This window comes from Pleurocapsa sp. CCALA 161 (assembly GCF_003003995.1).
Classification (GTDB): domain Bacteria; phylum Cyanobacteriota; class Cyanobacteriia; order Cyanobacteriales; family Xenococcaceae; genus Waterburya.
Genome location: NZ_PVWF01000077.1, coordinates 1 through 23519, shown reverse-complemented (window position 1 = coordinate 23519; position 23519 = coordinate 1). Strand labels below are relative to the sequence as shown.

The following is a 23519-nucleotide window of genomic DNA, read 5'->3' as shown; positions in this document are numbered from 1 at the left end:
GAAACAGAAACCTAAGTCGTGAGTCTTAGGAATCCCCCACTATATCGGTACTCCGATTAGTGGCGGGAGGATGTCAATCTATTGATTATCAAGAAAATATCCAGTATAAAGCTGCTTAGGATAAAATTGCCTTAATCTGCACTTAGTATAGAAAGAAACTGCTTATTTACGCCAAGCTTCATAAGTAAAATATTTACTAAGTAGCTGGGTGGAATTAAATATAAAATAACGGATTCTTATTTTTCTCCCCTACTCCCCTACCTCCACTACTCCACCACCTCATATCAGTCTTTAAATTAATTATGCCTAGCTACTTATGTCCAATTTAGCGAAACGACTGATTGGATTGACAGGAGGAATCGGTACCGGCAAAACTACTGTTGCCGATTACCTCGCAGATCGATATGCTTTACCAGTCTTGGATGCAGATATTTATGCCAGAGAAGCAGTGGATCAAGGTTCACAAATTTTATCAACTATTTTTCAGCGATATGGTAACCAAGTTAAATCAGCCGATGGGAGTCTTAATCGCTCTGCTTTAGGGGAGATTATTTTTAACCATCCTCAAGAAAAACAGTGGCTAGAGCAGCAGATTCATCCTTTTGTGCGCGATCGCTTTGCTCAAGAACTACAGCAGCTAAAAAGCAAGATAGTAGTATTGTCTATTCCTCTTTTGTTTGAAGCTAATTTAATGGCTTTGGTGACGGAAATTTGGGTGGTGAGTTGCGATCGCTCCCTACAAATTCGTCGCTTACAACAGCGCAATGGTTTGACCCCTCAACAAGCAGCTACCAGGATCGATAGTCAGATGTCTTTGGCACAAAAAGTAGCTTTGGCAGATGTGGTTTTGACTAATAACGCTGGATTAGCAGAACTTTATGCTCAAGTTGATGTCGCTCTTCAATCTTGAACTATAAATGATTGTAAAGAAAAATGAATAATATAATTTTTTTGACAAATTGGTAACAATAGCTACAGAAATTAGCTATATTAATTTATATACAGGGAAAAAATTATATCTGCTGCGATTTCAGTAGATACCTAAATTACTGCCGTTTAGTCGCATATAAAAAATTCTATTGAGTAACTAGGCAAGACAATGAAACTACAATTTCGAGGCAAAACTTATGATGCTCCCCATCTAGAATGGGATGTAAGTGAAGGCGAAGTAGGTGGAACATATCGTGGGAAACCTTGGAAAGTTCACCATCTAAAAGAACAGCATCGTCGTAATCACCTTAACTCAGAACTTACCTATCGTGGTGTTCATTACACCAAGGATTAATTATTGTTCTTTCAAAGGTGCTGAGATTAAGTGCCTCTGAGTTGTGAAATGACAGTTAATAATTTTGGTTATTTTTTATTTTTAAACAAGAGATATTCGCAGAATGTTAAATTTATCTGGGTCGACAAATTATCGAGATGCCCCAAGCTACATTGAGTTGAAAGATAACTTGATTTCACATCCTTCAACCAAGATTAGGTTGCCTCGTCACATATCTTCTTTAGAAAGTCCTCAACATCATCGGACAAGTAATGCGAGTAGGCATCCAATTGCTCAAAAATGCCCTACAAACTTAGATGCTTACCCAGCAGAAGCGACTAACCTAGCTGTCAATATTCTTCGCTACCAGTTGCAAGACAGCATGGCTCAGCAAAAGCACCTAGAAAATCTGCGCAACAATCTTCAACATCGTTTAACCGTAGCTCAGACAAATAAAAACTGCCAGCTTGTAACTATGTTGCAAGAGGAATCGAGACAGTTAGAAACAAGTAAGTAAGCTTAATTATCCTTATCCTTTTTTTGCCCTGGTTGTAACTGGCTGTATTTTTATACCTAGGCAGTTACGTTATTATTGATATTATTGGCTTGGGAGAGTTTTGTTTTGCCAAAGATTATTGCGCTTATTACTTTAATTACTATTATTGCCCTTGGCAGTCCTGCTTTAGCCGATTCTATCTCTACTAACCCAAACAATGGTGCAGCTGTGTTTGAAGCTAACTGTGCTGGCTGCCATGTAAATGGGAGCAACATTGTACGACGGGGTAAAAACTTAAAGTCTAAAGCCCTACACAAAAACAAAGTAGATACCCAAGAAGCGATCGCATCTTTGGTTACTAACGGTAAAGGAATCATGTCAGCTTATGGAGATAAGTTGACTCCCGAACAAATAGCAGATGTCAGTGCTTATGTCTTACAACAGGCTAAACAGGGGTGGAAGTAATTGAGACTATTCAAAAGCTTGGCGACAATCGTTTAAGAGATTATGCAATTGTTGATTAGCTTGAAGAGGATGCTGCAATTTAAATAAAGCAGCAATTATTGCCTCTTGAGGATATCTTTGATTTTGTTTGACGGCAGATATGGCTTGTTGATTGGTAAATCCACGCCGACTAACCAACCAAGCAGCTAGAACTATTCCAGTACGTCCAACTCCACCAGCGCAATGAACTAATACTTTTTGCTGGTTTTGCTCTGCGGAAATCAAAAAAGGAATAATGCGATCAATTAAGATTGCAGAGGTAGGAATTTGAAAATCTGCAAGTGGCTGCCATAATACTGCTTCTTGTCCAAATTCTTGGCGATAAACGGCTAATAAATCTACTTGATAGCGAATTAGGCTTTTTTTCTCCAGTAAACAACATATTTTTTCAATTTTCTCTGCTTGCATGAACTCAATCCACTGCTTAATAGAAGTTTCTGAGTATTTGGGTTGAGCAGCACCAAACACTATCGATTCATAGCGATTGGCAGGGGCAAATTTATACATACACTAGTCTGGTCAATAATATAATTATCTTAAGAGACAAATAATTCTTAAAATCTCATCATATAAAACGTGATTTATCAAGCACAAAATTCTCATACAGTTACAGATATTTTAGAGAAAGCTGAATTAGGCAAAGATATTTCCCTAGAAGAAGGAATTAGTCTTATTCAACAACGAGATCCCCAAGTAAGATTAGAGATCGCCAAAACCGCAGATCGTCTTCGTCAACAGCAGGTAGGTGATACCATTACCTATGTGATTAACCGTAATATTAATTTCACTAATATTTGTGAGCAACACTGTAGCTTTTGTGCTTTTCGTCGTGATGCTGATGAAGAAGGTTCTTTTTGGCTTGATAATTCACAAATAATTGCTAAGGCTACTGAAGCGGTAGATATTGGCGCAACGGAAATTTGTATGCAGGGTGGCTTAAATCCTCAGGCAAAAATTAATGGATCATCTCTATCTTTCTACCTTAATCTAGTCAGAGAAATTAAGACGAACTTTCCGCAACTCCATCTTCATGCTTTTTCTCCGCAAGAAATTCAATTTATTGCCAGAGAAGATGGTCTTAGCTATGAACAAGTGCTGTTAGCGCTTAAAGAAGCAGGCTTAGGCTCAATGCCAGGGACAGCAGCCGAGGTATTGGATGATCGCGTCAGAAAGATAATTTGCCCTGAAAAAATCAATAGTGAGACTTGGCTGGAGATAGTTAGTTTAGCTCATCGCTTGGGCATATTTAGCACTAGTACAATGCTATCGGGACATATTGAAACTCCCCAAGAGCAGATAGAACATCTGGCTCAATTGCGATCGCTGCAACAAAAGGCGATCGCCAATAATTATCCTGCCAAGATTACCGAGTTTATTATTCTACCATTTGTCGGACAAGAAGCCCCCGCCCCGATTCGTCAGCGCGTCGGTAGAGATCAGCCAGATTTAGCAGAAGTATTGCATTTGACAGCAGTTGCTCGCATCTTTCTGGGAAACTGGATTGTTAATCATCAACCAAGTTGGGTCAAAATTGGCTTGTCTGGGGCAAAACAAGCCTTAAACTGTGGCTGTAACGATATTGGTGGCACTTTGATGGAAGAGCATATCACTTCGATGGCAGGAGCGCAAGGAGGAACTAACATGACCGTTGCTACATTACGCCAAGCGATCGCCGATTTACACCGTCCTGACCAACAAAGAACCACGGAATATGGTTATTTATGAAGAACGTATAAAATATTGGTCACATGTAAATAAATTTTCGACAAGCTAGGTCTTTTTGCCTAGCGAAAGATCGCAAATAAGACAAGGTTAGTTTAAGATTGTTCTTGAAATAATTTAAAGTTAAATTTACGAATGAGAATATTAGTAACTGGCGGTGCTGGTTTTATTGGCTCCCATCTCATTGATCGCCTAATGAAGCAAGGTCATGACGTAATCTGTCTCGACAACTTTTTTACAGGTCATAAGCGCAACATTCGCCATTGGCTAGATAATCCTTATTTTGAATTAATTCGCCACGATATTACCGAACCAATTCGCTTAGAAGTCGATCAGATCTATCATCTTGCTTGTCCAGCATCCCCCGTTCACTATCAGTATAACCCCGTAAAAACCATCAAAACTAACGTGATGGGTACTTTGAATATGTTGGGATTAGCCAAACGAGTTAACGCTAGATTCTTGCTTGCTTCCACTTCAGAAGTATATGGAGATCCTGATGTCCATCCTCAGCCTGAAGAATATCGCGGTAATGTGAACTGTATCGGTATTCGTAGCTGCTATGACGAAGGTAAAAGAGTCGCTGAAACTTTAGCTTTTGACTATCATCGCCAAAATAATGTTGACATTAGGGTTATGCGTATTTTTAATACCTATGGACCAAGAATGTTTGAAAATGATGGTCGTGTAGTTAGTAACTTTATCGTTCAAGCTCTTCAAGGTGTACCATTAACTGTTTATGGCGATGGTTCTCAGACTCGTAGCTTCTGTTACGTAGCCGATCTGGTTGAAGGCATGATGCGCTTAATGAACGGTGAACATATGGGGCCGATCAACATTGGTAATCCAGGAGAATATACAATTCTACAGCTTGCTGAAGCAATTCAGAAAATGATCAATCCTGATGCGCAGCTTACCTTTAAGCCATTGCCTCAAGATGATCCCAAACAAAGACAGCCTGATATTACCAAAGCTAAAAACTTATTAGGTTGGCAACCCACAATTAATCTTGAAGAGGGTTTGAAAATGACGATTGAAGACTTTCGCTCTCGTCTGACAGCAGCAGAATCATAATCTAAGCAAAATAAATTTTTGCAGTTTTTTTGATATGTTTCGGGAAGTTTAAATTTAAAGCAAATAAAATCTAAGAGGTTAAATAGTTTTATGCGTGTTTGCGTCATTGGTACTGGTTATGTTGGTTTAGTTACGGGTGTTTGTTTATCTCATATCGGACATGATGTCATTTGCGTTGATAACAACGAAGAAAAAGTTAAGCTCATGCAATCTGGACAGTCGCCCATTTATGAGCCTGGTTTATCTGAACTAATGCAGTCTTCGGCTGCATCTGGAAAATTAACCTTTACTTCTGACTTGTCCAAAGGGGTAGCTCACGGAGAAATTCTTTATATTGCAGTCGGAACTCCTCCCCTACCTACAGGAGAAAGCGATACTCGCTACGTGGAAGCGGTAGCCCGCGGGATTGGAACTCACCTCAAGGATGAATATAAAGTAATTGTCAATAAATCCACTGTACCCATTGGTTCTGGTGATTGGGTCAGAATGATTGTCCTAGACGGTAATAAAGAGTCTGGTAGCAATGTTGAACCAAGCTTTGATGTAATTAGTAATCCTGAATTTTTGCGAGAAGGTTCTGCCGTCTATGACACCTTCAACCCCGATCGCATTGTTTTAGGTGGGAACAGCGACAAAGCTATCTCCATGATGCAGGAGTTATATGAGCCTTTGGTATGCCGAAAATTTGCCGAAGATAAATCTTTGCCTGAAGTCCCAGTAGTGGTGACGGATTTAAGTTCAGCAGAGATGATTAAATATGCTGCCAACTCTTTTTTGGCAACTAAAATTAGTTTTATCAACGAAGTAGCCAATATTTGCGATCGCGTCGGCGCGGATATAACTCAAGTCGCGAAAGGGATTGGGTTAGATTCACGGATTGGGGGCAAGTTTTTGAGCGCAGGAATAGGCTGGGGTGGTTCTTGTTTCCCCAAAGATGTCTCTGCATTGGTACACACTGCCGATGACTACAATTATGAATCTGAGTTACTCAAAGCCGCCATCAATGTCAACCAGCGTCAGCGTCTATTGGCTTTAGAAAAATTGCAAAATGAGTTAAAGATTCTCAAGGGCAAAACCATCGGTTTATTAGGCTTGACCTTTAAACCTGATACTGATGACATGAGAGATGCCCCTGCCCTAGACTTGATTGAACACCTCAATCGTTTAGGTGCAAGAGTTAAAGCATACGACCCCATTGTATCTCAATCTGGTTTGAGTCATGGTCTTTCTAACGTAATTATTGAAACCAACGCCGAAATGCTCGCAGATAAATGTGATGCTCTAGTTTTGGTAACTGATTGGAAAGAGTTCCTCAAGTTAGACTTGCAGAAAATTGCTAAATTAATGAACAATCCTTTGATCATTGATGGTCGTAATTTCTTAGACCGCGAAGCAGTTCAAGCTGCTGGTATTCGCTATGTAGGGATGGGTCGTTAAATCAGAATCATAAAACTTGTCCGAATATTTGAGCTAACTGATACAGTGCAAAGTAGGTTTTTTCTACTTTGCTTTTTTTTGCTCGTTAATTAGCGATCGCGACCTTTTACCTTCGTTCTTTTACCTTTGTTCAATGCATAAACCTCATACCATGGGTAGGCTTAGATTTGGGCATCAAGTTATGTCTCAGCAGTTTTTTCAATCTGGGAGGAGCATTTTCCATTGCTTCTGGTTGATAGTCGAATAAATTATTTTCCAGAGGATGAATATACTGCGGTGTATAGTTTCCAAGCAAAGATACTCTAGGGCGATCGCTATTATTATCGGAAGTATCATGCCAACATAATCCATGAGAGATAATTGCCGATCCTGCTTTACCTGTTATTCTCTTGGCGATCGCCTTAAATTGCCACTTATTGGGTTGACTAGCCCAATTTTGAGTTCCCGCAGCGAAGAAAGGCGCACCATTGTTAGCCGTAAAATCTTCCATCAGCCAGATCACCTGAAGTTCTAAGACAGGATACTTAGGAAAGGGTGCAGGCATTGCCCAATAAGGATAATCAACATGAATTCCCATGCTTTTTGCCCCTGGATGAAGAATATGAGCCGAAAAACCGCCTAAGATTGCATCTTTCCCAATAATTGCGTCAACAATTGAGAGTAAAGACTCATTTTGCGCCATCTTAGCAAATATGTCTGCTTTGTAAATTAAGCCATAAAGACGCTCTTTTTTTTCCTGAACAATTAATTTGTCTTCTTTTCTGTCTTGTTCGGCTAAGTCTAGAACTAATTGTCTGGCTTCTGTTGCTTCTTTTGTAGTAATTAGATCGCTCAGCATAACGTAACCCTGACCATCGAGAATTTCATTCGTCATTTCAGCAATCTCTTTTGACACTGTATCTTTTGACGATGAATTGAATGAAGGGGCGAGAAAATTCTGTAGTTGTTGAATCATTAATTTGTGTAGATAATTATTTGCTTGATATGTGTTAATTATTTTGTTTACAAAAAGACATAGGATTATTAGTTTTCCATGTCTGCAATAGATTTAGGTACATCGGAGGTTAGAACTTCATGTCCATTGCTCGTTACCAGTAAGTCATCTTCAATCCGAATGCCGATTCCTTTCCATTGTTCGGCAATTTCTGGTTGTCCTTCAGCAGGTTTAATATTGGGGGAAATGTAAATTCCTGGTTCAACCGTCACAATGTGACCTGGGGTTAAATTTTGCCAAGTATCGGCATCATGTTTATAAAGCCCAACATCATGCACATCTAAACCAAGCCAATGTCCTGTACGGTGCATATAGAAAGGCTTATACTTTTCTTCCTGGATAATCTCGGTTAAATCACCCTGGAGTAATCCCAAATCTAATAAACCCTGGACAATTACACAGACAGCGAGATCGTGAAACTCGTTATAAGGCTTGCCTGGCTGTACTTCCTCGATCGCTTTAAGCTGTGCTTCTAAGACAATTTCATACAAAGCTTTTTGCTCTGGAGTAAACTTACCACCTACGGGAAAAGTACGAGTAATGTCGCCGTTATAGTAACCATAAGAACAGCCTGCATCAACTAGCAATAGCTCGTTGTCCTGCATCTGGCGATTATTTTCAATATAGTGCAGAATACAAGCGTTAGCTCCTGATGCCACTATAGACGGGTAAGCAATCCCAATTGCCCCTTCCTTACGAAAAACATGCTCTATTTCTGCCTGCACCTGATATTCATAGACTCCAGGTTGTGCAAATTCGCGAGCGCGATTATGCGCCATTGCCGAAATCTTAGCTGCTTGGCGCATCAGGGCAATTTCTCCAGGACTTTTGACTAATCGCATGGCAAAAGTTAACGGGCGAGTATCTTCCAATGCTAGAGGTGCTGTACCTAGTTTTTGGTAACCCTGCATTAATCTTTGCCAATGAGCAATAATTGTCTGGTTAAATTTCTCGTCCTTGCCCAAATGATAGTAAATGCGATCGCTATTAACTAAATATTGAGGCAATTTTTCATTTAATTCAGCAATCGGATAAGCTTCATCTGCACCATAAATTTCCTTGGCCGCTTCCACTCCACAGCGATAACCTGTCCAGGTTTCTTGCTCTGGATCTTTGGGCTGCACAAATAAAATATAATGATGTTCTTCGTGATGGGGCGCAAAGACTGCCACCGCTTCAGGTTCATTAAAGCCTGTTAAATAGTAAAAACTGCTTTCTTGACGGTAAGTATATTCAACATCATTGTGCATTGTTGCCAGAGGCGCACTACGAAAAATTGCTGTCCCTCTGCCAATTTTTGACATTAACTCCCTTTGACGTTGACGATACTCTTGCTGCTCGATCCCCATGCTGCTTTATTTCTTTAACATTTTTTAACATTTGCCTATAATTTATTATGCATTAAAAATGATTTTTGGGGGGAGGAATCTATTCAATCACTGATGTTACGCACCTGCTAATTTACTCTATAGTCTTGACTTAGGGACTTAGGGACTTGGGGACTTGGGGACTTGGGGTAATAATTATTTCCCTATATCCCTACAAAAGTTGTGTTTCAGCTTGTTCGATTAGTGTTTGCCAGACTCCTGTAGGTTGCCAGATTTGATTCATGGGATAGCGGGCTTGTTCTTCTGATAAGTGTAAAATATATTTCTGCCAAAAGTAGATAAAGCAAGATACTCGCATATTTTTGGCACAGTGTACCCAAACTTTTTGACCGTCGAAGGATTGCATAATTTTAAAAAAGATTTTTACATCTTCCAGTTTAGGGTTATCCCAAATTACGGGAATCTGTACGTAAACTATGCCTAAATCAGTAACGATGATCCCTTCGTTAGCTAAAGCATTGGTGGAACGAGAGGTGGCTAAATTAATGATAGCTTGATACTCAGCGTGGGCAATGGATGCAAATTCTTGGGGAGTTGGTTGTCCTGAAGTCGCCAGATGATCGCTAACTTGATAGTAGTCGCGAATAGTATCAATCACTGTTCAATCCTCAAAGTACGATACGATAAAACTTGCGAATGTCAATAACAGACTAATTTTATACATAACATATACGAGGAGATATCAGCTTGAATACTCAGTCACCTAATAGTTGGCAGCCATTACTGGGTGGCATCGTCGCCGCCTTACTGGTTTTGATTGCTTTTAATTCATTTGTGATTCTTAATCCTGGTCAGGCTGGGGTTTTGAGCATTTTGGGTAAGGCACAAGACGGCGTGTTGTTGGAAGGAATTCATCTTCGTCCCCCTTTAGTTTCTAACGTCGATGTTTACGATCTGACGGTACAAAAGTTTGAAGTACCCGCAGAAAGTTCCACCAAAGACTTACAAGATCTCAAAGCCAGTTTTGCGATTAACTTTCGCCTAGATCCTGTGCAGGTAGTTGAGATTCGTCGTACACAAGGAACACTACAAAATATCGTGTCTAAGATTATCGCACCGCAAACTCAAGAATCTTTTAAAATTGCTGCTGCGAGGAGAACTGTCGAAGAAGCAATTACCAAACGTGATGAACTAAAAGAAGACTTTGATAATGCCTTGAGCGATCGCCTGGATAAATATGGTATTTTGATCCTGGATACTAGTGTAGTCGATCTTAGTTTTTCCCCTGAGTTTGCCAGAGCAGTTGAAGAAAAACAGATTGCCGAACAGAAGTCTCAAAGAGCCGTATACGTAGCCAGAGAAGCAGAACAAGAGGCTCAGGCAGATATTAACCGCGCCAAAGGTAAAGCCGAAGCTCAAAGACTGTTAGCAGAGACTCTGCGGGCGCAAGGTGGACAATTAGTATTACAAAAAGAGGCGATCGAAGCTTGGCGAGAGGGTGGCGCACAAATGCCTAGAGTTTTGGTTACCAGCGGTGAATCCAAAGGAGGTGTTCCTTTCTTGTTTAATTTAGGGGATGTTCAGTAGAGTTAAAGAGTTGTAATTTGTTTATAGATGAACGTAGTTCTTAGCTTTTAGCTTTTAGTTTATCAGTAAAAATCGATGTGGCATAAACGATCGCAATTTATAAAAGCTGTTTAAATTCCTCAATCGTTAAACCTGCATCTTTGACAATTCCAGCCATTGTATAGGCATTAATGGGATTAGCTCTAGGAATAATGATAATGCGATCGTCGTTAGTCATTGCGATATGTTTACTTTGTCTTACTATTTTGAAGCCAGCTTTTTTAAAAGCCTTAACTGCTTTTTGATGATTAACACCTGGAAGTTTTGGCATAATTATCCTACTTCCACATATCGAGCATCAGCATCTTGGTTTATTTCTTCAACTGTCTCTAGATAAATACTAATCGCATCTTTAATATTTTCCAAAGCCTCCTCTTCTGTCTCTCCCTGTGACCAACATCCAGGTAAACCAGGACACCAGACAGCGTATCCTTCTTCACTTTTTTTCAGTCGGACTTGATAGCGCATAAGATTTCAATCTATATTGTTTAAACTTTATCGATCATAAATCTTGCGTGAATAAATTGGTCTTGATTGATGGCAAAATTAATCAGGCAATTCTGCACGCACAATTGTTTCTCCTAGTTGTTTTTCAGCCATCTCAATAAACTCGGGTAATTTTTCTTGGAAATCTTGTGCTTCTATAACAGTACGGCGAATATCTTCAAGCATCTCATCTTAATAGGGAGATTCTGCACCGATCACTTTTGCTCCTCGCTTTTCTTTGGCTGCTAATTCTGAATTTAATTCTAAAAGTTTGGCTAAAATATCGTCATCAGCTTTGAAGTTATAAGCTTGCATTACTAATTTATCTAACTCTTGATGTAGCTGATAAAGTTTACTAGCTGGTTCATGAAAGTAGGCGTTATAAAGTTGCGTAATTCCCCATTGTTTCTTTAACATTTGTTCGGTGCGATATTGATGCAATTCAATGGTTTTATTGCGGATTTGTTCGACGATTGTTCCCGTCGGCGCGGTACGTGATGTAGGGGCGGTTCGCGAACCGCCCCTACGAGGATTTTGCGGAAAAGGAAAAGTTTCAAAACAAGTTGTATTTGTATAACGAGTATCGCCTTTTAAAGTGGAACTTTGAGCTTTTACCCATAAGCGATGAATATTTGAATTGAGAATTCCTAATATATAATAATCATCTGAAGCTATCACCATATTGGCTTCACAGGGCAAAATCGAAACATCTACAGGACTAAAAACAATATATTTAGCAACTTTAGGAATAGCAAAATAACAAGATAAATCTGACAAGGCTTTTCTCATTGCAGGTCTTTTTTCGCCATACTGCCACCAATTTACTCTTCTGGCTTTTCGACGATTTAAATCTCTTTCTGGTTTTACTTTTTCTTTAACTCTTTCAAAAGGTAAATTATAATCACAAGCCTCTTCAATAGACATACCGTTAAAATCAATTACCCAATCTTTCGGTAGATGTAAATTAATTAAACTGCTTCCATCTAACATTGGTTTTAAAACATCTTGATTTTTTTGGTCTTTGTTTATCCATTCTTTAGCTTCTACTTCTGAAAGAATAAATCCTTTTCCTGATAATTCACAAGCTTGGAATGAATAATTTTTATTTGCTTTTAGTTGTTTAGCAGAATCTACCGAAATTTCATTTTTTAAAGATGTAGATATTCTTTCAACAATTAAATCATCTAAAAATAGCTTTTCTGGTTTTTGTTTTGACCAATTAACAATACTGACATGAACATTAGCTTCCCCAGACCAAACTTGAGAAGAAATAGCTTCATGAATAAAGCCTTCTTTTGCTACTACATAATCTAAACTTGTTTGACGACTAACATTTTGAGTAATGGAGTTAGTACCAACTAATCCAGCCCTTCCATCTGTGTCTAAGTTATCATTTGCCTTTCTAAACCAAAGCGTACAAAGATCGGGTTGTCCTTTTACATCATTGAACTTTTTATATACCTTTTCTGTATACTCATCTCCCAATTCTTGCCTTAATCTTTTACCACCCAAAAACGGAGGATTGCCAATAATTGCATCAGCCTTTACCCATTCGCTAAACAAAGCATCCTGACAGACAATATTATTATCTAAAGTATCGAGGGGTAATTCTCTTTCAGTTAAATCTAGTTTATCGATCGCAACTTTTTTAGCAATAGTTAAAGTAACTTTCGCTAACTCTACTGCAAAGGGATTTATATCCATGCCGTAAAACTGCAAAGGAGTTACCAAGCCTATTTGTAGCTGTTGTTTGTTAGTTTCCGAACGACGGATAGAAGAGATTTTACTTAGTAGTGACTTTTCAATTTCTTTTAATTCTTGATATGCCAGATATAAAAAGTTTCCCGAACCACAAGCAGGATCGAGTACCTTATAATTCGTCAATTCACTTTGTAAACCATTTAACTCGTCGATTGTATTAGCAGCATCGATTTTTGCATCCCAATAATTACTAATAGTCGGCTTGACAATTTTCATGATGTCCGCTTCCGAAGTGAAATGCATCCCCGAAGCACGTCGTTCTTTTTTATTTGACGTACCTTCAAAAATATTCCCGAAAATTGCAGGGCGAATTTGTTTCCAGTTTTCCCGCGCTGCTGAGTCGAGATAGTTTAATTCTTCTTTAGTTAATTCGATGGGATGAATGGTAGCAAATAAACCGCCATTAAAATAATCTACACCTTTGTACTTACCCGCAGGACTAATCCCTGGTCGATTCATTTCTTGAAATAAGCCACCCAAAACATCATAAGAACTTTTGCCCCCAAGACAGTCTTGAATGCAGTTAATAAACATGTCAGGCGGTAACATGCCCCGATCTTCGGCAAACATGGCTAAAACACACTGCAAAACTAATCTTTGAGCAGCGAGTATGCTAAAACCCTCTTTTTCGCCTCGTTGTTTAAGGATTTCGCATAATTCCCCCATTTTACGGGCAGTTTCTTTAGTTACCTCTACCTGATTATTCTGAAAGACGGGGTTTTTCTGTTCTAACCCCATAAAGCCAAAAGCCGATGATCTTTCAGGTAATTGCTCAAGATTGATAATGTCTACAGGTTCATCAACTTGATTATCAAAATCGTAAATCCAAAACTGATCGAAGTTGCATAGCATTACGTAGCGTGGACGATTGGGAACAATTCTTGTCCAGTAATTAAAAGCCTGACGGTAATGTTTACCTAAATCTTCCCCCTGCTTCTTCATTTCAATCAAGACGCGGGGTTTCCAGACTAAATCGGCAAAACCAGTTTTACCTTTGTTACTTCCTTTCGCGATCGCAACTTCGTATTCTGCACCAGCTTGTAACGCACCTTGATGTCCAAAAGCCTGAAAAAACCTGTCTAAAAATACCTGCGCTTGACTTCGTTCTCTACCTGTAATGTATTGCAAACGATAATTGACAAACTCATTGAGGCTTTGGGCGGTAGCTACCATATATCTAGTCCAAAAACTGATATAAATAGCGTTCCTTGGCTGAAATCCTAAAATATACAGAAATCTACTCGATCGCGATCGAGATGTGTGGCGAAATCTCGGTATTTTACAGGATGATTAAAGCGATCGCTAAGTAAGTTGTTAGACTTAGCTAATCTTTTAGAAGTCCTTTAGGGGACAAATAACTTTTTCTCCTCGCTTTTCTTTGGCTGCTAATTCTACCTAGTCTTAGCAGACTGAATTAGTGCGTAACATGAATTAAATAAGAGGTCGCAAAAATTTAACCAACAACATCAGATTCAGCAGAAGAAATGCTTTGGGTTGGCTCTGTTGATTTTTGCTCGCTGCCACCTTCAATTTGAGCATTCATGCTAATAGATTTCTCAATACTGGCTGCTTCTTTCTTAAATTCATTTTCAAATTCTTTAGACGCATCTTGAAAACTACGCAAAGTCTTGGCGACGCTGCGACCAATCTCAGGTAGTTTTTTAGGACCAAATACCAGCAGGGCAACAATCGTAATTAGAGCCATTTCTGGTAAACCAATGCCAAAAATGTTCATAATCTTAATTTCCTATAGGTTTAATAAATTAAATAATAGCTCAATCCTCAAGAGGGGAAGATCGAGCTGTGCTACGAGCCAATTCGGTAGTGAATAAAAGTGTGGTGCTTGGTCTAACGACTCAAGGTTCTCCAATCCACATCAATTCCTTCTAAAATTAGGGAAGAATTATAAAGTTGCAGAATAATCAACAGAAATACTAGAAATAGAGCCATAAATACTCCCATCAAGACAGTAGTTCCCCAACCAGGAGCAACTTTACCATACTCCGAATTTAGAGGCTTGAGAATGTTTCCCAAACGAGTTTGCTGTGACATAAATAAATAGTGATGTAATATCGGTTTTATTCGTAATCTTCTGTAATATTATAGAGTAATAGTCATCATAATTAATATTTACTTATGGAACCCGCAGTATTTTTAGGTATCAGTCTGGGGACTGTTTTAGTTGCCATCACTGGATATTCCATCTACACCGCCTTTGGTCCTCCGTCCGCTGATTTAGGCGATCCTTTTGAAGATCACGAAGACTAAATAAGCTATAAGCTATAAGCTATAAGCGAATAATAATTTAATGAACCTAGTTACTTTAGATGTCAATCATCCTTCGTGGTTAGCTGTTCTCGAACAATTGCCTCATGATGTTTATCATCTGCCAGACTATGTTGCTCTAGATGCTCGACGCACCAACACTCTTCCCCAAGCATTTTTGCTACAGGAAAACGACAAAATATTTTTTGCTCCCTATCTATTGCGTTCTTGCGCTGATCTTGCAGAATCCTTGACGGCAAAGGTTTATGACATTATCTCTCCCTATGGTTATCCTGGCATCTTAATGAGTGATGCGGCTGCCAGTCATCCTGAATTCCCCGCTCTTGCCCTTGAGCAGTTTCGCCATAATTTGCAGGCAGCAGGAGTATGTTCAGCTTTTCTGCGATTACACCCAATCTTGGGAGAGAATTTCGCCAAAGCTTTTCAGTCAGATCATTTAACAGCAAACGGGCAAACTGTCTCGATTGACTTAACCTTAGATGAAGCTCAGATTTGGGCGAAAACTCGTAAGGGACACCAAAGTACGATTAATAAATGTACAAGACTAGGATTTAATGCCAGAACAGTATCCTTTGCCAAATATCTTGATAAATTTGTCTCTGTTTATGAAGAAACAATGAATCGAGTCAAGGCAATCGATAGTTATTACTTTAATCGTGATTATTTTGAAGGGTTATTAAACTTAGGGAAAAAAGTTCATTTAGGAGTAGTTGAACTAGACGGAGAGATTGCTTGTGCTTGCCTATTTTTTGAATCTTGTGGTATTGTTCAGGCTCATTTAGGGGGGACTAAGAGTGAGTTTCTTAAACAGTCTCCCTTTAACTTATTACTCCACCATATGCGTCTTTGGGCAAAGGCAAGAGGGAATCAATATTTACATATCGGCGGTGGAGTGGGTGGTAAGCAAGATAATCTTTATACTTTCAAGTCAGGCTTTTCTAAACAGAGACATGAGTTCTTTACCTGGCGCTCAGTGATAGATTTGGCAAGATATAATCAATTGCTACAGTTTAGAGCTAATGCTATCCATAAATCTGTAGAAGAGCTACAGCAGGCTCATTTTTTTCCCGCCTATCGTGCTAGCTAGTTCAAGGCAATAAGTAGGGCGAAGTTGACAACTTGTAAACTGCAAACAGAGTCAGCTCATCATAAAATAGTAATTAATTTTTGTAAAGTATCATTGCGACAGGTTTAGTTTTCTGGCTTGATAAGAGTAGCCAAAAATTATAGATCGTGTTTTATAGCTCCTGATCTTTAAAGATGGGGCTAGAGATAAGCGAAATTTGATCTTACGTCTTTTAACTAAGGATCAGCTAAGTACAGTTTAAACTAGGAATCGCACCACTTAGTTAAAAACAACTTGTCACCAAACTAAAGACGATCAAGAAAAATTATCTTAAATTTAGCATCGATTTTTTAGTCTTATCAATAGGAGTAAATCTACGCCATGCAAATGCTCAAAAAAATATTTAATTCTAATAATAAATATTATTTAGAATTAGACGAATTAAAAGATTCAGAAGTAGTCCAAACGGCGTTAAAAACCGCAGAGAAGGCAACAGAAACCGTTAAGGAAAAGGCGGTAAAAATAGCTCAATCTGAGCCTGTGCAAGAGGCGATCAAAACTGCTGGAGAAGCAGTAGAAACTACTCAGGATAAATTAGCATCAGCGATCGCCACTCAAGAGAAGCCTAGTGACACGAAATCAGCCAAAGCTAATGCTAGCAAGGGAAAAGCGTCACAAAATGGCAAAGTAACTGAGTCGAAAACAGCAAAAGCACAGCCTAATCCTGCCCCGCAAAACGGTGCATCATCTTTTGAGCCTCCTTTTTGGGTGGCGGCAATGAACAACACCAACACGAGTAACAGTAATGGTCAGGCAAAAGAAGCAACCTTTGCTAGTGACAACCTAATGCCAACCATAACTAAATATCGTCGTCGCCCTGGCGCTAGTTTAGCTAAGTTTAAAGACATGGCAAAAATGGCAAAAACACCCAGAAAATAAGTTGTAATTAGGTAGGAGTCACGAGTTAACTCGGGAAACGGAAGAATTATCTTCAGTCAAGGTAGTCTTCCGTTTTAGTTTTTTATTTTCTTAATTGTTGATAATTTTCAGACGAAAATTTGGCATGGCTAATCTTCAAAGATGCCAGAATAAAGCAATTGCCAGATTAGCGATAAACTTTGTCCCTCTTTCCGATAAGATGAGAGTTGCCGCTTTTTTTGTTTAAGCTACCGTTTAGTTTAATTAGGAAACCCGTCTAATTTAACTAGACTTTTAGATAGTTAGAAACGGGTTATTTACAAGGAAAAATCAATGAATCAAGAAATTTTTGCAAAAGTAAAAAGCATCGTCGTCGATCAGTTAGAAGTAGAAGCCGATCGGGTTACCCCAGAAGCAAGCTTTGCTAATGATTTAGGTGCTGATTCTCTAGACACAGTAGAATTAGTAATGGCTTTAGAAGAAGAATTTGATATCGAGATTCCTGACGAAGCAGCCGAACAAATAGATACCGTCGGTAAAGCAGTTGAGCATATTGCTTCAGTGACTGCCGCGGCTTAATTTCGCATTTTGGTCAAGAGTGTCGCTCAAGGCTGCTAGCTTGGTTGAGGTAATCATCAAAAGCGTCCCAGCTTGATCGAGAACAGACTAAATTAGCCTAAATTAATAGTGCCATAGCAAAAGGTAGAGAGAGCAAAAATGACAAATAGGCAAAACAAGCGAGTTGTAATCACAGGCTTGGGTGCAATTACTCCCATTGGTAAAAATCTAGCCGACTATTGGGATGGTTTATTGCAGGGGCGAAGTGGAGTAGGTGCAGTAACTCTATTTGATGCTTCAGAACATGCCTGTCAAATTGCTGCCGAAGTTAAAGATTTTGACCCTCATGAGTATTTAGACAAAAAAGACGCCAAGCGAATGGATCGCTTTGCTCAGTTTGGTGTTTGTGCCAGTATACAAGCCCTCGCTGATGCTAACTTTGAGATCAACGAGCTTAATGCTGATCGAGTTGGGGTTCTAATTGGCACAGGAGTGGGCGGTCTGAGGGTTATGGAAGAGCAAAATGAAAACCTGATTACCAAAGGTCCTAGAAAAGTTAGTCCTTTTACAATTCCCATGATGATCGCCAATATGGCAGCAGGTTTGACAGCAATTCATACGGGAGCTAAAGGACCAAATTCCTGCACCGTAACAGCTTGTGCTGCGGGTTCTCATGCCATTGGTGATGCTTTTCGCTTAGTCCAAGGAGGCTATGCCAAAGCAATGATTTGTGGCGGTGCAGAAGCAGCCGTAACACCTCTTTCTTTTGCTGGTTTTTGCTCGGCTAAGGCTCTTTCTACTCGTAACGACAGCCCTGCAAATGCGAGCAGACCGTTTGATCGCGATCGCGATGGTTTTGTTATGGGAGAAGGTTCGGGTATTTTATTGCTCGAAGAACTCGAACATGCGCTTGGGCGTGGTGCGAAGATTTACGCGGAGATTGTGGGCTATGGTATGACTTGCGATGCCTATCATATGACCTCTCCAGTACCTGGAGGACAGGGGGCAGCCAAAGCAATTGAGCTAGCCTTAATAGACGCAGAGTTAACCCCTGATCGAGTCGATTACATCAACGCTCACGGTACGAGTACTCAAGCGAATGATTCAAATGAAACCAAGGCAATTAAAAAGGCACTGGGGGAAAGAGCAGATCAAATTGCAGTTAGCTCTACTAAGTCGATGACGGGTCACTTATTGGGTGGATCTGGGGGCATTGAGGCCGTAGCTACGGTAATGGCGATCGCCAATAATCGAGTTCCTCCCACCATTAATCTGAAAAATCCCGATCCAGAATGCGATTTAGACTATGTAGCCAATACTAGTAGAGAGCAGGAAGTAAACGTTGCTCTATCAAATTCCTTTGGTTTTGGTGGACATAATGTCACTCTAGCGTTTAAAAAATATAGCTAAATCATTTAAATTTTTTTTAAGAAAATAGCGGTGCAATTAAACCTTTACGACTGATGTTGTAATTGCCTCAAGCTCAAGAGTTAAGCAATTAAATTAGCAATTAAATTATTGATTAGCTGCTCATTGGGTAAAATTGAGCCAATTTTAAAAGTGTTGGAATTTGCTAGCAGTTCCTATAGGATAAGAAGATAGGCACAACTGATAACAGAACCTTAAAATCATCTAGTCCGATCTAAGCTCATTTGGTAGCGTCGAAAGCATACCCAAATTTTTTGTTTTATCGTAGTTTATTTATATAACAAATATGGTAGTTGCCACCCAATCAACTAAGACAGTTGAAGAACTTTGTATTAATTCGATTCGTTTTTTGGCAGTAGATGCCATAGAAAAAGCTAGCTCTGGACATCCAGGATTACCGATGGGCGCAGCGCCGATGGCTTTTGTGCTGTGGGATAAGTTCATGCGCTACAACCCCAAAAATCCTAAATGGTTTAACCGCGATCGCTTTGTGCTTTCTGCTGGTCATGGGTCAATGTTGCAATATGCTCTTCTTTATCTAGCTGGCTACGATAGTGTATCTATTGAGGATATCAAACAGTTTCGTCAGTGGGGTTCTGCTACTCCTGGACACCCCGAAAACTTTGTAACAGCAGGAGTAGAAGTTACGACAGGACCACTAGGTCAGGGGATTGCTAATGGTGTTGGTTTGGCGCTGGCAGAAGCTCATTTAGCAGCCAAATTTAATAAACCCGATGCCACTTTAGTCGATCATTACACCTACGTAATTGTGGGTGATGGCTGCAACATGGAAGGTATTTCTGGGGAAGCTTGTTCCTTCGCTGGACACCAAGGACTAGGTAAACTAATTGCCTTTTATGACGATAATCACATCTCTATTGATGGTTCAACTGATGTCGCCTTTACTGAAGACGTTTCTAAGCGTTTTGAAGCCTATGGTTGGCACGTACTTCACGTTGAAGATGGTAATACAGATCTAGAGGCGATCGCCAAAGCGATTGAAGAAGCTAAATCCGTTACCGATAAACCAACCATGATTAAGGTAACAACTATTATTGGTTATGGTGCGCCTAATAAGCAAAATACTGGTGGTATTCATGGTTCTGCTTTAGGAGAAGACGAAATCAAGCTTACCCGTGAAAACTTGGGCTGGAACTACGAACCGTTTGAAATTCCTGATGAAGCATTAAACCATATGCGTAAGGCAGTGGAGCGTGGTGCAGCAGATGAACAGGCTTGGAATCAGGTTTTATCGGACTATAAATCTAAATACGCCGAAGAAGCAGCAGAATTCGAGCGTTTCTTAAGCGGTAAATTACCCGATGGTTGGGCAGATGTGCTACCCACATTTACTCCTGAAGACAAAGGATTAGCTACTCGCAAATATTCCGAAGGTTGCTTGAATAAACTTGCTCCTGTACTCCCCGAATTAATTGGTGGTTCTGCCGATCTAACCCACTCCAACTTAACCGAATTAAAAGGCTTTGGTGATTTTCAAAAAGGTGCGTATCAAAACCGCAACATTCACTTCGGTGTCCGCGAACACGGAATGGGAGCAATTTGTAACGGGATGGCGCTGCACGGTTCAGGGTTAATTCCTTATGGTGCAACCTTCTTGATCTTTACTGACTATATGCGGGCGGCAATTCGCCTGTCGGCATTGTCTGAAGTGGGAGCAATTTGGGTTATGACTCATGACTCCATCGGGCAGGGTGAAGATGGTCCTACACACCAACCTATCGAAACTCTTGCTTCTTTGAGAGCTATTCCTGACTTGACGGTAATTCGTCCTGCGGATGGCAATGAAGTTTCTGGAGCTTATAAAGTGGCGATCGCCTACGCCAAGCAAAACAAACCTACCTTAATGGCATTATCCCGCCAGGGTGTACCTAACTTAGCAGGCAGTTCTATTGAGAAAGCAGAAAAAGGTGCTTATGTCCTTTCTTGTGGTTTTGCTCCTGAAGAATTAGATCTAATCTTAATTGGTACAGGTAGTGAAGTACAGCTTTGTGTTGGTGCTGCGGAAAAACTAATCGCGGATGGAAAAAAGGTACGTGTCGTCTCGATGCCTTCTTGGGAACTGTTTGAAGCCCAAGACCAAGCCTATAGAGATTCGGTACTGCCTAAAGTTGCTCAAAAACGCCTTTCTGTGGAAGCAGCAACCAGCTTTGGTTGGCAGAGATATACTGGTAGCGAAGGTGGTTCAGTAAGTATTGAACGTTTTGGCGCATCTGCCCCAGGTAGTGTTTGTTTAGATAAATTTGGTTTCAATGTTGATAACGTTGTCGCTAAAGCCAAAGAAATTATTGGTTAGTTTAGTAAAAGCTATAAGCTCTCAGCTAAGCCCTGTGATTACACAGGGTTTAGAGCTGAGTATTTGTGTGATTATTTTTTGGTTATTTGCCTAGGAAAAATCTAATTTGTGGTTAACTTTGCTATCCATTTATCAACAGATTCATCTTTTGGTAAATCAAAAACGATACGGTTAAATTTTTCTCCTTCTAGATCAATTACGATGGTATTCCCATTAAAATGGGTACACCAAAATTCTCGACGATCTTTTAGATTTTGATATGTCCCCGCAATGATTTTTCCAGTTGCTGTTCCAGGATTTCTTAGCCAAGGTGGCGAAATACTTTTATCGTATTTAAATACGTGAGTAATATTATTTTGCGCAAAAGATACGTTTTTTTTGAAAGACCAGAGCACATCCCAACCAGATATATTAATAGTGATTTGTTCGTTGTTGAGACTAATTTTGTTCATAGCTAATTTTTTTTAGGGCAAATTTTGGCATTAAACCCTAGTTTTAATTAAAAATCACTCTCTGCAATTCTACAAAATTTTTAATTAGACGACCTGAGAAAATCGATTTTAGACAAAGATTATAGGATTTCATGATGTTTACCGACGTGGTTTTCAGCAATTCTCCTCAGCCAGGGATGTTCAGCAAAAGAATGTCGGCTGTCAGAATGTTGAGCATGACAACTAGTCATAGGGTTGAGAGCAGAACTTTTGTGTCTATCTTTCTTGATGTCATTCTGTGGAATCAAGCCTCTTAGAAAACTGCTAATAAATCTGTTAATAAACTAAACCCCAGCAAGTCAGTAAAAAAGCATACTCAAAAGCAGTTTCTTTAAGTTGTTCGTAACGTCCTGACGCACCGCCATGTCCTGCATCCATGTTAGTTTTGAGCAGTAGTAAATTATTGTCGGTTTTGAGTTCGCGCAATTTTGCCGTCCATTTGGCTGGTTCCCAGTAAGCAACGCGAGGATCGTTCAAACCAGCAGTGATTAATAGCTGAGGATAGTTTTGGGCTGTGACGTTATCGTAAGGGGAATAAGATTTCATGTAGTCATAGTCAGCTTTCTGTTGAGGATTGCCCCATTCTTCCCATTCAATCACCGTTAGAGGGAGAGAGGGATCGAGAATAGTAGTAACTACATCCACAAAAGGAACATCGGCGATCGCAATTTTAAATAAATCGGGACGCATATTCAGCACAGCACCCATTAATAAGCCACCTGCACTACCACCATTGATGGCAAGATGTTGGGGAGAAGTCCATTTTGCTTGAATTAAATGTTCGGCACAGGAAATAAAATCGCTAAAAGTATTTTTCTTCTGTAATAGTTTGCCTTCTTCGTACCATTTGCGTCCTTTTTCCGAACCACCTCTGATATGGGCGATCGCAAAAACGACACCGCGATCGAGTAAAGAGAGACGAATTGAAGAGAAGTACACGGGATAATTTGCCCCATATGAACCGTAAGCAGTTAAGAAGCAAGGATTTGTGCCATTCTGCTTAATCCCTTGTTTGTAAACTAAAGAAATAGGGATAGAAGCACCATCAGAGGCTGTGGCATAGACTCTTTCGCTGACATACTGGGTGCGATCGTAACCTCCTAATACGGGAGTTTCTTTTTTTAATTCCCTTTCTTTGGTGTCTAAGTTGTAATCAAAAATAGAGTTGGGAGTTATTAAAGAAGTGTAGCTAAAGCGAAAAATATTAGTATTAAATTCTGGATTATTTTCACCTCTTGCTAAATAAATCGTTTCGGGAAAAGATATATAGTGTTCTTCCCCTGTAGAAAATTTATGTATTCTTAGTTTTGCAACTCCTTCTTCTTGTTCGTAGATAATTAAATGGTCGCTAAAAGCACTAACACCTAAAAGATAAATTTCTTCGCGATGGGGTATTACCATCTGCCAATTTTCTTTACTAATATTATTAACGGGGGTTTTCATCAATTTAAAATTAATTGCCCCTTCGTTGGTAGTGATGTAGAAATATTCGCCGTGATGGGTTATCGAATATTCAATTCCAGGCGATCGCGGTTGGAAAATTTGGAAAGAACCTGTCGGGCAATTAGCATCGAGATAATGAACCTCAGATGTCACCATACTACCCAAACTGAGAATGAGATAAGCATCACTGGCGGTTTTATCAACGGATAAGAAATAAGCCTCGTCGGTTTCTTGATAGACTAATACATCATCTGACTCCTCCCGTGGAGACCCCCGCTAAAACCGAGGCGGGTGTATTGAGCGCAGCGAATACCGCTCTTGAT

At 39.7% G+C, this 23519-nt stretch carries 25 protein-coding genes and 1 pseudogene; 14 read left to right on the top strand and 12 right to left on the bottom strand.

Annotation, left to right across the window (positions count from 1 at the left end):
• Positions 1 to 316 precede the first annotated feature (316 nt).
• From coaE to C7B62_RS17115, 4 genes are all read left to right on the top strand, one after another.
• Positions 317 to 910 (top strand): dephospho-CoA kinase, encoded by a 594-nt coding sequence (gene coaE / locus C7B62_RS17130; RefSeq protein WP_106239459.1) that lies wholly within the window; start codon positions 317 to 319, stop codon positions 908 to 910.
• A gap of 189 nt (positions 911 to 1099) precedes the next feature.
• On the top strand, positions 1100 to 1285 hold the full coding sequence (locus C7B62_RS17125) for a DUF4278 domain-containing protein (RefSeq protein ID WP_106239455.1): 186 nt from the start codon (positions 1100 to 1102) through the stop codon (positions 1283 to 1285).
• A gap of 103 nt (positions 1286 to 1388) precedes the next feature.
• Complete coding sequence (locus C7B62_RS17120; protein ID WP_106239451.1) at positions 1389 to 1781, top strand: hypothetical protein; 393 nt, start codon at positions 1389 to 1391, stop codon at positions 1779 to 1781.
• 105 nt (positions 1782 to 1886) lie between these two features.
• A complete protein-coding gene (locus C7B62_RS17115; RefSeq protein ID WP_199194242.1) occupies positions 1887 to 2225 on the top strand; it encodes a c-type cytochrome in 339 nt (112 codons plus the stop codon).
• A gap of 6 nt (positions 2226 to 2231) precedes the next feature.
• Here C7B62_RS17115 and C7B62_RS17110 read toward each other — a convergent pair whose 3' ends face one another.
• Positions 2232 to 2771 (bottom strand): dual specificity protein phosphatase family protein, encoded by a 540-nt coding sequence (locus C7B62_RS17110; protein ID WP_106239444.1) that lies wholly within the window; start codon positions 2769 to 2771, stop codon positions 2232 to 2234.
• Between the two features lie 69 nt (positions 2772 to 2840).
• Here C7B62_RS17110 and cofH point away from each other — a divergent pair, with 69 nt between their 5' ends.
• The 3 genes from cofH to C7B62_RS17095 all read left to right on the top strand — a co-directional run bounded on the left by cofH (position 2841) and on the right by C7B62_RS17095 (position 6497).
• A complete protein-coding gene (gene cofH, locus C7B62_RS17105; protein ID WP_106239441.1) occupies positions 2841 to 3989 on the top strand; it encodes a 7,8-didemethyl-8-hydroxy-5-deazariboflavin synthase subunit CofH in 1149 nt (382 codons plus the stop codon).
• Between the two features lie 132 nt (positions 3990 to 4121).
• Complete coding sequence (locus tag C7B62_RS17100; protein WP_106239438.1) at positions 4122 to 5060, top strand: UDP-glucuronic acid decarboxylase family protein; 939 nt, start codon at positions 4122 to 4124, stop codon at positions 5058 to 5060.
• A 90-nt stretch (positions 5061 to 5150) separates the two neighbouring features.
• Positions 5151 to 6497: a UDP-glucose/GDP-mannose dehydrogenase family protein gene (locus tag C7B62_RS17095; RefSeq protein WP_106239435.1), complete on the top strand. Its 1347-nt coding sequence runs from the start codon at positions 5151 to 5153 to the stop codon at positions 6495 to 6497.
• Positions 6498 to 6627: 130 nt separating this feature from the next.
• Here the strand turns inward: C7B62_RS17095 and C7B62_RS17090 are convergent, their stop codons facing one another.
• From C7B62_RS17090 to C7B62_RS17080, 3 genes are all read right to left on the bottom strand, one after another.
• Entirely contained in the window at positions 6628 to 7392 is a 765-nt protein-coding gene (locus tag C7B62_RS17090; protein WP_233220012.1) for a phytanoyl-CoA dioxygenase family protein, read from the bottom strand.
• Between the two features lie 128 nt (positions 7393 to 7520).
• Positions 7521 to 8840 (bottom strand): aminopeptidase P N-terminal domain-containing protein, encoded by a 1320-nt coding sequence (locus C7B62_RS17085; protein ID WP_106239430.1) that lies wholly within the window; start codon positions 8838 to 8840, stop codon positions 7521 to 7523.
• A gap of 190 nt (positions 8841 to 9030) precedes the next feature.
• Positions 9031 to 9477, bottom strand: coding sequence for a protein tyrosine phosphatase family protein (locus C7B62_RS17080; protein ID WP_233220011.1), 447 nt, complete (start codon positions 9475 to 9477; stop codon positions 9031 to 9033).
• Between the two features lie 89 nt (positions 9478 to 9566).
• Here C7B62_RS17080 and C7B62_RS17075 point away from each other — a divergent pair, with 89 nt between their 5' ends.
• The gene (locus C7B62_RS17075; protein ID WP_106239426.1) at positions 9567 to 10406 is read left to right on the top strand and encodes a prohibitin family protein; all 840 of its coding nucleotides are present in this window, start codon (positions 9567 to 9569) and stop codon (positions 10404 to 10406) included.
• A 97-nt stretch (positions 10407 to 10503) separates the two neighbouring features.
• On the opposite strand, the gene C7B62_RS17070 is transcribed toward C7B62_RS17075, so the two are convergent.
• From C7B62_RS17070 to psbH, 6 genes are all read right to left on the bottom strand, one after another.
• Positions 10504 to 10716 carry a type II toxin-antitoxin system HicA family toxin gene (locus C7B62_RS17070; RefSeq protein ID WP_106239422.1) on the bottom strand — a complete coding sequence of 71 codons (213 nt, stop codon included), beginning with the start codon at positions 10714 to 10716 and terminating at the stop codon, positions 10504 to 10506.
• A gap of 2 nt (positions 10717 to 10718) precedes the next feature.
• Complete coding sequence (locus C7B62_RS17065) at positions 10719 to 10913, bottom strand: type II toxin-antitoxin system HicB family antitoxin (RefSeq protein ID WP_106239419.1); 195 nt, start codon at positions 10911 to 10913, stop codon at positions 10719 to 10721.
• Between the two features lie 78 nt (positions 10914 to 10991).
• A complete protein-coding gene (locus C7B62_RS26885) occupies positions 10992 to 11117 on the bottom strand; it encodes a hypothetical protein (protein ID WP_255414044.1) in 126 nt (41 codons plus the stop codon).
• 6 nt (positions 11118 to 11123) lie between these two features.
• Entirely contained in the window at positions 11124 to 13865 is a 2742-nt protein-coding gene (locus C7B62_RS17060; protein WP_106239415.1) for a DNA methyltransferase, read from the bottom strand.
• A gap of 280 nt (positions 13866 to 14145) precedes the next feature.
• Complete coding sequence (locus C7B62_RS17055) at positions 14146 to 14427, bottom strand: TatA/E family twin arginine-targeting protein translocase (RefSeq protein WP_106239412.1); 282 nt, start codon at positions 14425 to 14427, stop codon at positions 14146 to 14148.
• Positions 14428 to 14540: 113 nt separating this feature from the next.
• Entirely contained in the window at positions 14541 to 14744 is a 204-nt protein-coding gene (gene psbH / locus C7B62_RS17050) for a photosystem II reaction center phosphoprotein PsbH (RefSeq protein WP_106239408.1), read from the bottom strand.
• Between the two features lie 84 nt (positions 14745 to 14828).
• On the opposite strand from psbH, the gene psbN reads away from it, so the two are divergent.
• The 6 genes from psbN to tkt all read left to right on the top strand — a co-directional run bounded on the left by psbN (position 14829) and on the right by tkt (position 21262).
• On the top strand, positions 14829 to 14960 hold the full coding sequence (gene psbN, locus C7B62_RS17045; RefSeq protein ID WP_106239404.1) for a photosystem II reaction center protein PsbN: 132 nt from the start codon (positions 14829 to 14831) through the stop codon (positions 14958 to 14960).
• 40 nt (positions 14961 to 15000) lie between these two features.
• Positions 15001 to 16065: a GNAT family N-acetyltransferase gene (locus C7B62_RS17040; protein ID WP_106239401.1), complete on the top strand. Its 1065-nt coding sequence runs from the start codon at positions 15001 to 15003 to the stop codon at positions 16063 to 16065.
• 360 nt (positions 16066 to 16425) lie between these two features.
• Positions 16426 to 16983 carry a hypothetical protein gene (locus C7B62_RS17035; RefSeq protein ID WP_106239397.1) on the top strand — a complete coding sequence of 186 codons (558 nt, stop codon included), beginning with the start codon at positions 16426 to 16428 and terminating at the stop codon, positions 16981 to 16983.
• A 312-nt stretch (positions 16984 to 17295) separates the two neighbouring features.
• Positions 17296 to 17541, top strand: coding sequence for an acyl carrier protein (acpP, locus tag C7B62_RS17030; RefSeq protein ID WP_106239394.1), 246 nt, complete (start codon positions 17296 to 17298; stop codon positions 17539 to 17541).
• 138 nt (positions 17542 to 17679) lie between these two features.
• Positions 17680 to 18930 (top strand): beta-ketoacyl-ACP synthase II, encoded by a 1251-nt coding sequence (fabF, locus tag C7B62_RS17025; RefSeq protein WP_106239390.1) that lies wholly within the window; start codon positions 17680 to 17682, stop codon positions 18928 to 18930.
• A gap of 304 nt (positions 18931 to 19234) precedes the next feature.
• A complete protein-coding gene (gene tkt, locus C7B62_RS17020) occupies positions 19235 to 21262 on the top strand; it encodes a transketolase (RefSeq protein ID WP_106239386.1) in 2028 nt (675 codons plus the stop codon).
• Between the two features lie 101 nt (positions 21263 to 21363).
• Here the strand turns inward: tkt and C7B62_RS17015 are convergent, their stop codons facing one another.
• Entirely contained in the window at positions 21364 to 21714 is a 351-nt protein-coding gene (locus C7B62_RS17015) for a hypothetical protein (protein WP_106239382.1), read from the bottom strand.
• 315 nt (positions 21715 to 22029) lie between these two features.
• A pseudogene (locus C7B62_RS27200) lies at positions 22030 to 23451 on the bottom strand (S9 family peptidase); the annotation flags it as partial.
• Positions 23452 to 23519: the final 68 nt, after the last annotated feature.

Bases quoted from the DNA above. Each gene is read 5' to 3' on its own strand.
- coaE (WP_106239459.1), top strand. From the start codon at position 317: ATGTCCAATTTAGCGAAACGACTGATTGGATTGACAGGAGGAATCGGT.
- C7B62_RS17125 (WP_106239455.1), top strand. From the start codon at position 1,100: ATGAAACTACAATTTCGAGGCAAAACTTATGATGCTCCCCATCTAGAA.
- C7B62_RS17120 (WP_106239451.1), top strand. From the start codon at position 1,389: ATGTTAAATTTATCTGGGTCGACAAATTATCGAGATGCCCCAAGCTAC.
- C7B62_RS17110 (WP_106239444.1), bottom strand. From the start codon at position 2,771: ATGTATAAATTTGCCCCTGCCAATCGCTATGAATCGATAGTGTTTGGT.
- C7B62_RS17100 (WP_106239438.1), top strand. From the start codon at position 4,122: ATGAGAATATTAGTAACTGGCGGTGCTGGTTTTATTGGCTCCCATCTC.
- C7B62_RS17095 (WP_106239435.1), top strand. From the start codon at position 5,151: ATGCGTGTTTGCGTCATTGGTACTGGTTATGTTGGTTTAGTTACGGGT.
- C7B62_RS17085 (WP_106239430.1), bottom strand. From the start codon at position 8,840: ATGGGGATCGAGCAGCAAGAGTATCGTCAACGTCAAAGGGAGTTAATG.
- C7B62_RS17070 (WP_106239422.1), bottom strand. From the start codon at position 10,716: ATGCCAAAACTTCCAGGTGTTAATCATCAAAAAGCAGTTAAGGCTTTT.
- C7B62_RS17065 (WP_106239419.1), bottom strand. From the start codon at position 10,913: ATGCGCTATCAAGTCCGACTGAAAAAAAGTGAAGAAGGATACGCTGTC.
- C7B62_RS26885 (WP_255414044.1), bottom strand. From the start codon at position 11,117: ATGCTTGAAGATATTCGCCGTACTGTTATAGAAGCACAAGATTTCCAA.
- C7B62_RS17060 (WP_106239415.1), bottom strand. From the start codon at position 13,865: ATGGTAGCTACCGCCCAAAGCCTCAATGAGTTTGTCAATTATCGTTTG.
- C7B62_RS17055 (WP_106239412.1), bottom strand. From the start codon at position 14,427: ATGAACATTTTTGGCATTGGTTTACCAGAAATGGCTCTAATTACGATT.
- psbH (WP_106239408.1), bottom strand. From the start codon at position 14,744: ATGTCACAGCAAACTCGTTTGGGAAACATTCTCAAGCCTCTAAATTCG.
- psbN (WP_106239404.1), top strand. From the start codon at position 14,829: ATGGAACCCGCAGTATTTTTAGGTATCAGTCTGGGGACTGTTTTAGTT.
- C7B62_RS17040 (WP_106239401.1), top strand. From the start codon at position 15,001: ATGAACCTAGTTACTTTAGATGTCAATCATCCTTCGTGGTTAGCTGTT.
- C7B62_RS17035 (WP_106239397.1), top strand. From the start codon at position 16,426: ATGCAAATGCTCAAAAAAATATTTAATTCTAATAATAAATATTATTTA.
- acpP (WP_106239394.1), top strand. From the start codon at position 17,296: ATGAATCAAGAAATTTTTGCAAAAGTAAAAAGCATCGTCGTCGATCAG.
- fabF (WP_106239390.1), top strand. From the start codon at position 17,680: ATGACAAATAGGCAAAACAAGCGAGTTGTAATCACAGGCTTGGGTGCA.
- tkt (WP_106239386.1), top strand. From the start codon at position 19,235: ATGGTAGTTGCCACCCAATCAACTAAGACAGTTGAAGAACTTTGTATT.
- C7B62_RS17015 (WP_106239382.1), bottom strand. From the start codon at position 21,714: ATGAACAAAATTAGTCTCAACAACGAACAAATCACTATTAATATATCT.